Source organism: Turicibacter bilis, assembly GCF_024499055.1.
Taxonomy (GTDB): Bacteria; Bacillota_I; Bacilli_A; order MOL361; family Turicibacteraceae; genus Turicibacter; species Turicibacter bilis.
Map to the genome: position 1 here is coordinate 244,860 of NZ_CP071249.1, position 12,519 is coordinate 257,378.

The 12,519-nt window shown below is 35.1% G+C and carries 11 protein-coding genes; 7 read left to right on the forward strand and 4 right to left on the reverse strand.

Features of this window, described 5'->3' with window-relative positions; genetic code table 11:
- The first annotated feature begins 5 nt into the window (after nucleotides 1–5).
- Nucleotides 6–431, forward strand: a complete 426-nt coding sequence (locus J0J69_RS01210) for a flavodoxin (RefSeq protein WP_055242192.1) — start codon at nucleotides 6–8, stop codon at nucleotides 429–431.
- A gap of 102 nt (nucleotides 432–533) precedes the next feature.
- Entirely contained in the window at nucleotides 534–1,367 is an 834-nt protein-coding gene (locus J0J69_RS01215; RefSeq protein ID WP_237252412.1) for a L,D-transpeptidase family protein, read from the forward strand.
- 24 nt (nucleotides 1,368–1,391) lie between these two features.
- Here the strand turns inward: J0J69_RS01215 and J0J69_RS01220 are convergent, their stop codons facing one another.
- A complete protein-coding gene (locus tag J0J69_RS01220; RefSeq protein ID WP_212724266.1) occupies nucleotides 1,392–2,042 on the reverse strand; it encodes a phosphoribosyltransferase in 651 nt (216 codons plus the stop codon).
- Nucleotides 2,043–2,226: 184 nt separating this feature from the next.
- Here J0J69_RS01220 and J0J69_RS01225 point away from each other — a divergent pair, with 184 nt between their 5' ends.
- From J0J69_RS01225 to J0J69_RS01240, 4 genes are all read left to right on the forward strand, one after another.
- The gene (locus J0J69_RS01225) at nucleotides 2,227–2,484 is read left to right on the forward strand and encodes an SH3 domain-containing protein (protein ID WP_212725624.1); all 258 of its coding nucleotides are present in this window, start codon (nucleotides 2,227–2,229) and stop codon (nucleotides 2,482–2,484) included.
- Nucleotides 2,485–2,596: 112 nt separating this feature from the next.
- Nucleotides 2,597–3,559 carry a helix-turn-helix transcriptional regulator gene (locus J0J69_RS01230; protein WP_212725623.1) on the forward strand — a complete coding sequence of 321 codons (963 nt, stop codon included), beginning with the start codon at nucleotides 2,597–2,599 and terminating at the stop codon, nucleotides 3,557–3,559.
- A gap of 559 nt (nucleotides 3,560–4,118) precedes the next feature.
- Nucleotides 4,119–4,802: a hypothetical protein gene (locus J0J69_RS01235; protein WP_212725622.1), complete on the forward strand. Its 684-nt coding sequence runs from the start codon at nucleotides 4,119–4,121 to the stop codon at nucleotides 4,800–4,802.
- A 109-nt stretch (nucleotides 4,803–4,911) separates the two neighbouring features.
- The gene (locus J0J69_RS01240; RefSeq protein ID WP_055275360.1) at nucleotides 4,912–7,743 is read left to right on the forward strand and encodes a DEAD/DEAH box helicase; all 2,832 of its coding nucleotides are present in this window, start codon (nucleotides 4,912–4,914) and stop codon (nucleotides 7,741–7,743) included.
- A 43-nt stretch (nucleotides 7,744–7,786) separates the two neighbouring features.
- Here the strand turns inward: J0J69_RS01240 and J0J69_RS01245 are convergent, their stop codons facing one another.
- Nucleotides 7,787–8,176, reverse strand: a complete 390-nt coding sequence (locus J0J69_RS01245; RefSeq protein ID WP_055242202.1) for a (deoxy)nucleoside triphosphate pyrophosphohydrolase — start codon at nucleotides 8,174–8,176, stop codon at nucleotides 7,787–7,789.
- A 205-nt stretch (nucleotides 8,177–8,381) separates the two neighbouring features.
- On the opposite strand from J0J69_RS01245, the gene J0J69_RS01250 reads away from it, so the two are divergent.
- Complete coding sequence (locus tag J0J69_RS01250) at nucleotides 8,382–9,911, forward strand: hypothetical protein (RefSeq protein ID WP_212725621.1); 1,530 nt, start codon at nucleotides 8,382–8,384, stop codon at nucleotides 9,909–9,911.
- Between the two features lie 172 nt (nucleotides 9,912–10,083).
- Here J0J69_RS01250 and J0J69_RS01255 read toward each other — a convergent pair whose 3' ends face one another.
- Together J0J69_RS01255 and J0J69_RS01260 are read right to left on the reverse strand one after the other, a co-directional pair.
- Nucleotides 10,084–10,341: a hypothetical protein gene (locus tag J0J69_RS01255; RefSeq protein ID WP_212725620.1), complete on the reverse strand. Its 258-nt coding sequence runs from the start codon at nucleotides 10,339–10,341 to the stop codon at nucleotides 10,084–10,086.
- A gap of 132 nt (nucleotides 10,342–10,473) precedes the next feature.
- Nucleotides 10,474–12,261, reverse strand: a complete 1,788-nt coding sequence (locus J0J69_RS01260) for a glycerophosphodiester phosphodiesterase family protein (RefSeq protein WP_212725619.1) — start codon at nucleotides 12,259–12,261, stop codon at nucleotides 10,474–10,476.
- Nucleotides 12,262–12,519 lie beyond the last annotated feature (258 nt).

Sequence of the window (12,519 nt, forward strand, 5' to 3'; positions counted from 1 at the left end):
GAATGATGAGTAAAGTTGCAGTTGTGTTTTGGAGCGGAACAGGAAATACGGAAGCGATGGCAAACCAAGTAGTAGAAGGTGCAAAGCGTAAAGGAGCCGAGGTAGATTTATTTACAGCTGCTGAGTTTGAGAAGAGCTTAGTTGCTACGTATGACGCTATTGCATTTGGATGTCCGTCCATGGGCGTGGAACAGTTAGAAGATAGTGAGTTTGAACCGATGTTTGAAGCTTGTTTACCTGAGCTTGCGCATAAGAATATTGCATTATTTGGTTCATATGGCTGGGGTGATGGTCAGTGGATGGAAGAGTGGGAGTCTACTTGTTCAGAAGCTTCAGCAAATCTAGTTTGTCAAAGCGTGATTTGTAATGATTATCCTGATGAAGAAGCATTAGATGCCTGCTACCATCTTGGACAGTCATTAGTAAAATAAGAGGAAGGAGCGGAATATTCCCGCTTCTTTTTGTCATTTAATCACTTATTTTAAAGATATGTCATACGATAGCAAAAGATAGAGTGAAAGGTGTGAGTAGTTTTGAGTGAAGACATGAGAGCGCCAATTAATAAATATACCATCACGAATCTTAATTTGCGAAAAGAGCCCTCTAAATCGGCCACGATTATTACGGTGATTCCAGCCTATTCTCGATTTGAGCTCATAGACTCAGATGATGAATGGTTGAAAGTATTATACGATAACCAAATCGGTTATGTTTATAAAGATTATGTCTCGGTGACGAAGGTCACCACAAGTAATGTTCATTTAAGAGCCAAACCATCGAAAAACTCTCAGTCCATGAAAGTGATAAAAAAACATCAAGAAGTTGAAGTCGTTGATCAAGATGGACTTTGGAGTCAAGTTTTTTATAATGGAAAGCTTGGATTTATTTATAGCGGGTATTTAAGTGATGATGGGGCGAAGTCAGACCCAGATAAATTAGCCGTATTCTACACTGATATGACGAAATATGTCAATGACAATAAAATTAAAAGTCCAACTCCATTTCTCTTAGCTACAGACTTAAAGGCAAAACAAACCTATGTCTTTGAAGATGATAAAGGGACTTGGAAAGAATTATATCGTTGGCCAAGTACAATTGGTGCACCGGCTACGCCAACGATTACAGGAACTTTTCATATTAATGGTCGTAAACCTTCTTTTGGAACCGACCGTTATCAAGTGAAACATGCGACCCGAATTAAAGATGGTTATTATTATCATTCCATTTTATATGATCCAAGTGGCACACGAATTATCGATGATCGGTTAGGGGAGGCACTGAGTCATGGCTGTATTCGATTAGCTCCGGAGAATGCGAAATGGATTTATGATAATATCTTAGACGGTACCACAGTTCTTATCCATTAGAAAACGCCCAATACAGGGCGTTTTTTACATGATCACCTGCTGTTTGTTGAGTAAATCAATGTAAGACTTCATTTGTTCTTCTGTCACTTGTGGAAACGATTTATAGTAAGCGCCAACTGAAGTGAAGCGATCAATGGAATGAAGACAGATGATGTCATCTACAAATTGTCGGAACGCTTCAATCGTTTCAGTTGGGGCGACAGGGACAGCCAGAATAAGTTTTTTAGGGGCGTGAGCATGAATGGATTTAATGGCAGCAAGTAAGGTGAAGCCTGTGGCGATCCCATCATCAATTAAGATAACCGTTTGATTCGTCACAGGTGGGAACGTTTCACTTCCTCGATACTGCTGGAGTCGGCGTTTAATTTCAATCATTTCTTGTTGAATTTGTTCTTGAATATAGTCAGAAGAAACGTGGATTTGATTAACATATTCTTCATATAATAAATAATTTCCATCCATCGTGACGGCACCGATGGCAATTTCTTTATTATGAGGGGCACCGATTTTTCTCGGAATCATAAAATCCCAATCTAGTTGATAACGGCGAATAGTCTCGAGCCCAACTTCAACGCCTCCACGTGGAACGAGTAAGATGAGAGGATGATCATTCTCAAATCGTTTAAGTTGATTAGCCAGTTGTTGGCCTGCATCGAATCGGTCTTTAAAAAGCATCTAAATTCCTTCTTTCATTAAAAATGCTTTGATTATTATGTGAATTTTTGGTGATTCATATCATCAAAAACTAACGATTCAAAAAAAGTAACAAGGTGAGGAAAGATTTAAAAATTCATCGGTAACAAATTCAAAAAATTAGCATAAAATGCATTGAAATGTCATTAGAAAGGATGAATTTAAAGTGAAAGTTTTGAAACACCACATGTCTGTCTATCAATATACATGGACAAGTTTAAAATTACGAGCGGAAAAATCAATGATTGCTGAAGTTTTAACAGTAATCCCATGTCATACGAAATTTGAGGTGATTGATGTTGATGGCTTGTGGTTAAAAGTAGTATATGAAGGTCATATTGGTTTTGTCATTAAACAATCGGTTTCAGTCAGTGGGCTAGTCGAGAAATCATTGCAACTTAATTTTCAAAAAGAGGTTATTTAAATGATGGAAATCCTTATCTTTTAGATAAGGATTTTATTGTATGTAAAAGTCGAATCAAGTAAGATAATAGTATGTTATATTTTGGGATTTGATAGTAGGATGAGGTGTGAAAATGTACGATAAAAGTACACGTGTTTTGTATTTATTACAACAATTATTAGAAGGAAGAACGGTGAATAAATCAGAGATTCAAGCATTATTCGAAATTGATAGTCGAACGTTTGAACGAGATATCGCAACGTTAAGGACATATTTTGGTCAACGAATGAATCAGAGTGTAACAAATGACATTGAATATGATCACCAGCAAAAATGTTACTATTTAACACAAGTAGATCATTCAAAATTATCAAAAGAAGAGGTCTTATCACTATGTAAACTATTACTTGGGAGCCGAGCTTTTGCTCAAGAGGATTTAGATGAGCTCATTAAGCATTTACTTAATCATCTTCATGAATCTGAGAAAAAACAAATTCAATCATTTATAGGAAATGAGCGTCTTCATTTTACACCGCTTAAGCATGGTGAGCGACTCATTCCTCGACTTTGGGATTTTAGTACGGCAATCGAAGCCAATAGACAAGTACAGATGGAATATAAAAAAGCGAATCATAGCATTAGTACGTATACGATTTGTCCAGTAGGATTGGTGTTTTCAGATTATTATTTTTATGCGGTCAGTTATGTCGTGGGGAAATCAATTCCTTATCCGATTTCTTTCCGATTAGATCGCATTTTATCGTATAAGATTTTAACTGAAACATTTAATATTCCCTATTCTCAACGATTTGAATCGGGTGATTTCAGAAACAAAATTAATATGATGTATCAAGGTGAATTAATAAAGTTTACGTTCCGATTTACTGGACATTCAGTCGAAGCTGTTTTAGATAAGTTTCCAGTTTCACGAGTGATTGAAGATGGAGACGGTTATTGTATTATTGAGGCGGTGTCTCATGAACAAGGATTATTGATGTGGCTGTTGAGTCAGGGGGAATGGGTACAAGTTTTAACCCCTCATCATTTAGTTGAGAAAATGAAAGAGAAATTGATGAAAATCATAAATTTATATTAAAAAATATAAAATCCGACAAAATCTGTCGGTTATACTGACTATAATAAAAGGGTAAGGGAATACGAAAGAAAAAATTAGAAAATCAATGTGGGATAGCATTTTCTAATTAGAGAGTCAAAAATGGGTAGATGTATCATGTTCTTCGTTAGAAACTTTACGTAAAAGTCATCTGAAGAGATTTTTCTTCAGGTGGCTTTTTAATTTTGTATATAAGTCCGGATAAATTTTCTTGAGAGAAAATTGAAAGTGTTTAGTAATCCTTGAACTATAGATTTTGATATGAAAAAGTTATTAGTATTTTTTATTTATTACGTGAGATGTAGAATACATATCTGTTGACATGGATTGGAAGACATGGCTGCGCTGAATTCCATGTTCGTCGAATCACCCTCCTATTATTTTTAGCTATGTTAGTATAATCGGGTGGAAAATAGTTAAAAAGTAAAGTTGTTGTTGAACGAAAATCTAAGATTCATTCCATAAAGCATTGGTATAAATATAGGTTATTTGTTAGATACTATTGAGAGTTTTATTAGAACAGTAGATTTGAGGTGGTCAGATGAATGAGCAAAGAAACGAGGCAGTATGGTATTTCGTCATGAGTGTGTTGATAGGATGGATTTGTCTGAAGACGTTCTATGTTTTAGGCATTGTCGGTCATTTTTTATTAGTCATTGCTATAGGATTAATGGCGATTGGATTTATCAAATTACCGATGATCAAAAATAGACAACATGAAAGATATAATCATCGACTTCATCAAGGAATGCAATTAAATGAAGTTTATCAAAAGTTGAAACTAAGTTTTGATGAAGAAATGGGAGATGATAAGACGACCATTTATGTAGATAGTCGACATAACAAATGGTTTGTGATTCAAAAAGAAAAGGTTATGCCAGATTATGAAAGGATACATATTTTTGATTTTTGTGATATTGTCTCAGTCGAGTTAATAAATGAACGAATTTTTCAGATGAATCATCGAAATCATCAAAACACTGATGAGGTTTGTACACGACTTGAAGTTCAAATGATTACTCGAAATATCAAGATGCCAGAGGTTAACTTAATATTTATCACTTCAGAGATTTCATGTGCTTCAAAGCAATATCGAAGACTTTTGAGAGAAGCTGAATATATTAAAGCAATCCTAACAAGCATGAAGTATCAAGGAAATGATGAATTATATGGATGGGGGACTAATGAAAAATATGAAGAGGGGGAAGGTGAAGTTATTGAATAAAAATAAAGCTAGAGGAAATCCTCTAGTTTTATTTTTGTCGTAGATCGATTGAGGAATACTGTGCTAAAATGATCTTATTGTAAGTGAAATGTTGTAAGGAGTGTCAGAGATGGAACAAGAGACAGTATTTATTCGAAACCAAGGTGGCGTGACAGTACTGAGTGACTTACTTCAATCACTGGATCAGTGTGAAGGTTTTTGTTTTACGGTGGCCTTTATGACGTTTGGTGGAGTTCAGCTATTAGTTCAAAAGTTAAGTGAATTGGAACAACGTGGTATTTATGGTCGCGTTTTGACATCAACATATCAGCAATTTTCAGAACCGAAGGCGATTGAGAAGTTACAATCTTTTAAAAATATAGAAGTTCGTTTATATGATCAAGTCATTGAAGGGGGACTTCATGCAAAAGGTTATCTATTTATGAAAGGAGAGCTTGTTGAGGTTTATATTGGTTCATCCAATTTAACGACGAGTGCATTAAAAGAAAATATTGAATGGAATGTGAAGTTAACTAAATCAAAGAGTGATGTAATGGTTGAGGACGTATTATCTGATTATGAATTGTTATGGGAAGCTGCAGGTAGTTTAACGAAAGAGAAATTAGAAAAGTACAAAGCCAGCTATCAAAGATTTAAGGCTTTTGAAAGAGAGAGCTTGTTAGAAGTAGAAGATGCACTATTATTACCAAGTGAGGTTCGTCCAAATCTGATGCAACAAGCGGCCATGAAACGACTGAATTCACTTCGTCAAAGAGGAGAAAAGAAAGCTTTAGTGATTGCAGCAACAGGAACTGGTAAGACTTATATGTCGGCATTTGATGTCAGTCAGGTCAAACCTAGAAAGTTATTGTTTGTAGTGCATCGAGAGGAGATTTTACGAAGTGCGAAGGTCACGTTTGAGAAAGTAATGGGGGATTGTAATATATCGATGGGGCTTTATACGGGGAATGTGAAAGAGATAGAGGCGGATTATTTATTTGCAACGGTACAGACGATGTCGCGTTACTATGAGCAGTATCCACGTGATTATTTTGATTATGTCATTATTGATGAAGCACATCATGTTGGTGGCCAGTCCTATCAAAAATTATTAGATTATTTTACACCTAAATTTTTACTGGGAATGACAGCAACACCAGAACGTTGTGATGATTTTAATATTTTTGATTGTTTTGATGGTCATGTTGCATTAGAGGTTCGTCTTCGTGAAGCACTTGAAGAAAATTTGATTGTTCCTTTTCATTATTTTGGGATCCGTGATATCGAAGGTGTGAATTTAAGTGATGTTAAGTTGGATCAAATTCATGAAATAACAAAGCGACTTAAAGTCAATGAACGGGTTAATTTTATTTTAGAGCAGATGCAATTATTTGGGTATGATGGGGAATATCGTAAGGCAATTGGTTTTTGTGTTAGTGTGGAGCATGCGGAGTATATGACGCAAAAATTTAATGAAGCGGGAGTTGTAAGTGCTTGTTTAACGGGGAATCATTCTCCCGAAGAGCGACAAGTCATAATTCAACGTCTAGAAGATGATCAGGATCCATTAGAAGTGATTTTTACGGTTGATATTTTTAACGAAGGAGTCGATATTCCATCTATTAATTTGGTACTTATGCTTCGTCCGACACAATCGCCAATTATCTTTATCCAACAATTAGGTCGTGGATTACGTAAGCAAGAAAATAAAGAGTTTTTAACTGTTTTAGATTTTATTGGTAATCATCATAAATCATTCTTAACTGCGATTGCACTAAATGGTGATCGTTTTTATGATAAAGATAGTTTGAAAGTAGCCGTATCAACGGGATTCCCTGATATTCCAGGAGACAGTTTTATCATTTTAGATAGTATTTCAAAGGAGCAAATTTTAACACAATTAGAGTCTGAGAATTTTAATTCGATGGCATATTTAAGGGAAACTTACCAAGAATTTAAACGAATGAATCGAGGACAGACGCCGTATATGTTAAGTGATTATTTAAAATATGAAGGGGCACCTGATCCAGTATCGTTCATTAAAAAAGAAAAAACTTATCTTAATTTTGTTGCTAAAGTTGAACAAGATTCATTTCTTTTGTCACTTTTAGGTGCCGATGAATTTGTTAAAGTAGTGCGTGAATGGTCAGGTCAACTTCCTCTAAGGCGACCATATGAGTTCATCTTATTAAATTATTTAATGCGTCATCCTGAAGTGATGCATCTAGATTTAGAGATGGCTATCAAAGAGGTATTAAAGTATGTCGATGCCGTGTGTGAGGAAAGTGTGTTACATGCCTTACAATGTTTAGGTCAAGTTTATTATGACACAGGTGAAGTTTCTCAGTATTTAAAACTTTTCGAGTGTCTCGGTCAAACGATAGTCGTATTACCGGTATTTAATCAATTACGTCATGCCCCTCATTTTAAACCTTATTTAGAAGATGTCTTAATGTATGGATTAGTCCGTTACCAAGAGGAATTTGGAACTAATGATTATGGATTACCTTTCTTCAAGTTATATGAATCTTATACGATGAAGGAGGTTGCTAAACTGGCAAACTATGATAAAAAACATAGTGCATTTAGAGGAAGTGGATTGTTAACCTATCAGAATGATTTCTTCTTATTTGTTGATTTACATAAAGAAGAAGACATAAAAGAAAGCATTAATTATCAAGATCAGTTTATTTCAGCAGATAAGTTTCAATGGCAGTCTCCAAATGCTACAACTCAAGATTCAGAACGTGGACAAAAGATTATTCATAATAAAGAGAAGGGAATTAATCTTCACTTATTTGTGCGTAAATTTAAAAAGATTGATGGTGAAGTTCAACCATATATCTATATTGGAAGAGGAAATACCATTCACGCAGAAGGAAATAAGCCTATAACGATTCAAATGGAACTTGAGCATAAAATCCCAGCAGCGTTATATCGAGAATTTAATTATAAAGTATAACAAAAAAGAGTCTAGAACCCTTTGGTTTCAAAGACTCTTTTTGTTATTTCATTAGTTCATGGACAGCAGGAAGATCAGCGGGTGCCCAGTTTAATTTATTGAGTTGAGATTTTGACACCCAGCGTAATTCTGCATGTTCATTAGCATTCGGTGTCCCCTGAACTAACTCGCAGAGGACGGTGATTAAGTTGACAAAAATGTGTTCATATTCATGCGTATAATCATTGAATACTTGAAGAGCTTTTATTGTACAGTCTAATTCTTCCTGAATTTCACGAATAACAGCATCTTCGATACTTTCATTAGGCTCAATCTTTCCACCTGGAAACTCCCAATAGTTCGGTAGGCTCATCTTGGGTGAACGAAGCGCACATAACACTTCATCACACTCATTGATGATAATAGCACCAACGACTTTGACTGTTTTTTTCATTTGTATCACCTGTTTATTAATAATAACCATTATATCATAAAAAGCGACGTTGGGAAAAAGATTAACATGTATGGAGTATCTGAATTAGGAGGTTAGTCTCAGTCATGATAGAAAAGAGGGAAAGTAACTTTCTAGTCATCACTTTACGAGCCATTCTTCCATATAATGAACTATATGAATAGTTTGAGACTAAAGGAGAAATCGTATGTTATGGTTTGAAAGATTAAATAAAATTCAAGGATTTGATATTAATGATCCAGCTAATGCAAGACAAAATAGTTATGCTTGGTCAATGGTGGAATTAGGAGATTATATTTATGTGGGAACTTGCAGGAATATGTTGATTTCTGCTGCTACTAGTTTTAGTGGTCAATTAAATCAAAATCCTATCATTACAACTGGAATCGATAATAACGCTGAAATTTGGAGATATAAAAAGGATGGAAGCTGTCCATGGCAACGAGTCTTTAAGACTAATTCTTCCGATAATAGTTATGGATTTCGAGCGATGATTACACATCAATCGGAGTATTCTTGTGCCATTTATGCCGCAACCATTGGTGAACAGGTGTATGTCTTTAAAAGTGAGGATGGAGTACACTGGAAAAAATTATACACCCCTGAATTGGTTGGGACAAGCTCGAGAGCTTTTGCCTCTTTGAATGGTAGATTGTATATCGCCACATTGGATGAAGCCATAGGTGGAGGAATGCCATATTTATATTCAAGCCAAGATCCTGAATTTGAACCTTTTGAGTTAGTGATTAACCCTAATAGTCGTTCTTTTATTCCAAGCCAAAATCCAGTTGGTGGAGTTGATAGCTTACAAGTTTTTAATCATAAACTGTATGTAGGGATTGAGACTGAAAGTGGAGCTGAAATCTGGCGTTCGAATGATAGCTATCCAACCATGAATGATTGGACACTAGTTGCTGATAAAGGATTTGGAGATGCAATGAATCGAAATGTGATGTCTACTGGAGTCTTTAAAAATCATCTGTATATTGCGGTCACTAAAGAGTTACCACTAGCTTTATTTGCTCCAATGGGCTTTGATTTAATTCGGGTCGATAAAAATGATAACTGGGAAGTTGTTGTAGGAGGGAATCCATTAATGCCATCCTCTCCTTCGACTGGAAAAAGAAATAAAAGCATTTCGGGATTTAATTCAGGATTTAATAACATCTTTAATGTCTATGGGTGGCAAATTAAAGAATATGAGAATCATTTAATTCTTACCACCTATGATGCTTCAACGAATGTACGCCTCCTATATGAGGTGTTTCGTCAAAATAAAGAGCAATATATAGAAAATATGGGAATAGAGAATTATACAAAGATTGTTAGAGCATACTCGAAAATTTTATGCTTATTGAATAAATATAACTATCCTAAAGGATTTGATCTCTATACATCCACCGATGGTTGTCATTTTACACCAAGAGTCTTAGATGGTTTACATGATCCATATAGTTATGGCGGAAGGACTTTACTTGTGAGTCGTGAAGATGAGTTGTATCTTGGAACAGCAAATCCTTATTATGGATGTGATGTTTGGAAAGCACGTTATTTCAACTCAAATTGCTGTCATTCAAATGGTAACTTAAATGCATACTTTAATAGTTTGAATCAAATGAATGGTGAATTGCAAAAAGTTTATCCGGGGTTAATAGAAGGACTTGAGAACATGTTTACATTACGAGCTCAGGCAATGAATCAACAAAGTGACAGTTAGAAGCAATCAATACAGCAAATTTAACTCTAATTAAAAAAGAATATTAGAACGTATATGAAATATAACCTATAGAATAGACACTATCAAACAATGGCTATTCTATAGGTTTTTTGTATAAGACGAATTGTTAATACAAATACGATACTTTCTGATGAAATAGCTCGCTTCCCTACTAGAGGAGGATACCGCTTCGTGGGTAGATGACCCATGCAGTTTTCTTCCCTAAACATTTTCGTGGTTGATGAATAATGAGACAGAATGTCTGATTAATCTCTTCATTATTAACTTGTGCTAAGTTTGTCTTCTTCTGCGAGAATTGTCCAAGAAGACCATTGGTATTTTCATTTGTAGTTTGTTGTGCTTCTTTAGTTAATGGACGTGATTGACCATGAACTCCAAAATCAGGTTTAGCATGTCGTATCCAATACATCGTCTTTATTAGATTATCCGCTTTTTTTAGTAATTTTATATGAAATATAGGTAGTGATCAATAGAGAGATGCTTCAACATAATAGAGATTTTTGAAATTCATAAAAAAGTGGTTTCTAGGAAAAAATCTTTTTCATTGGCCAAAAAGGAGGTCTGAAATGAATGAGATGAAGCGATCGCTAATATGAGTGAGTTGATTTTGTAAGAGAACGGGATCATCGGTGACGATTCCATCGACCTGCATGGAAATCATGGATTGCATGGTTGATTCTTTATTGACAGTCCAAGCATAGATTTGCTTTCCAGAGCGATGAATCTGATCAATTAAAGCATATGAAATAAATGAGGCTTCGATGGAATAATAGTCTACATCTTCAAGATCTTGATAATCGCCGTAAGCTAACGCAGTGATGTAGACGGTTTGAATTTTTGGATTGATCATTTTGACGGCTTGTAAAACGCGATAATCCATCGCACCGATGAGACATTCTTTTTCCATGTTATATGTTTTAATGAGTTCAATGACTTTCCGTGCAACATCAACGGGATGATCTTTTGCTTTAATTTCAATCATCAACGTAATCTGACCTTTACTACGTTGTAGGACTTCTTCAAGCGTTGGAACTGGTTCGCCGTCAAATTCTGAAGAGAACCAGTTTCCTGCTTCAAGTGTTTGAATGTCCGAATAAGTGGCTTCACTGACTTTTCGATTAAAGCCAGTTGTTCGTTTGAGATTAGCATCATGCATTAAGATAATTTCACCATCTTTTGTTTGTTGAACATCAATTTCTGCCATATGCGCGCCACTTAATATGGCGTAGTCTAAGGCGGCTAATGTATTTTCAGGTGCATGAGTGGCTGACGCTCGATGAGCAATGATTTGCATTTCATCAGATAAGTGTTGGTTAACATTGTAAAGATTATCTGGACTAATGAGCTCCCCAACTAACAGGCTTAAAATAAGAGTCGTACTTACTAATAGAATTGGATGTTGGCGCTTTGAAGCATAGCCTGAAAAGAGGTGAGGGATAAAACTATGAGGCGATTGAACATATAATGTCGTTATAAAAGCACAAGTTCCAATTAGGAATAGACTTGGAGCGATGATGGTTAACATGTTTTTAATCATTAAGGAAGCGTTAAAAAAGACCATCATGGCTTGCGATGATGGAAGTATTACTTTAATGACAAGTGCACAACTGAAAATAAAAAATCCATAAAGGGTCATAAAGGCAATCGCGACTAATAATGACCAGCTTATTAGTAAGGGGATAAGCTGACGAACGTTTTTTTGGGTCAGTTGAAAGCTTTCCTGACAAGCGGATAAAACAGATGTTTTTTTATAAATAAAAACCGGACAAGTAAAAATAAAGCGAAGGCATAATAATTCAATGAGGACGATAAAAGCGAAATACATTGGATGTAAGGGAGCCCTTTGATAAATAAAGTCAAATAAAAACTCAGTCATCGAGGCTCCATCTAAAAAGACAAATTTAAAAACAAAGGCGGATACTGGGATGAAAAAAATTAAAGGAAATAGCAATATAATATTCTTTGGATAAAGGATCGTACAGGATTGTTTAATACTTTGCTCAATTAATCTAAAAATAGAAGGTCTCTGTTGATAAATGGCAGATTGAATGAGAATGAAAATGGCCTGAATTTCAAAAAAGAAATAATAGCCTAAACAAAGAATCATTGAAAAACCTAGAATAAGGGTAGAGGGGGAAAAGATAAAGTGATAGATGACGCTAGGACTTAAATAAGTTAAATCGGCTTGTTGCATCATTGAGGTTAAGATTGAAAAAAAAGTAGGAATAATGACGACTAAAGCAAAGAATTTATGAATAAGTTCAAATAATAAGAGGGTAAGCCAATTCCATTTCATATAGTATAGTGTTTGTTTAATCAGATGAAGCATTCTCTTGTCCTCCCTATCCGCCGTAATGCTTAATCATATGCAGAAGATTTAATTAATTTGCTTCATGATGAAAAGATTTAATCAAAGACATGATGAAAGTGAGTGGTCTTTGATTTGTCATAACGAGTTCTTGAGGGGATCGACCTATCTTTTAGACAGAATAGCGTAAAATTGACTAACTTGAAATTTTTAGGGTGAAACTAGCTTGAAAGAGGAAGTTAAAAACCTCAATCATTGTTTACTAATTGATTAAATATC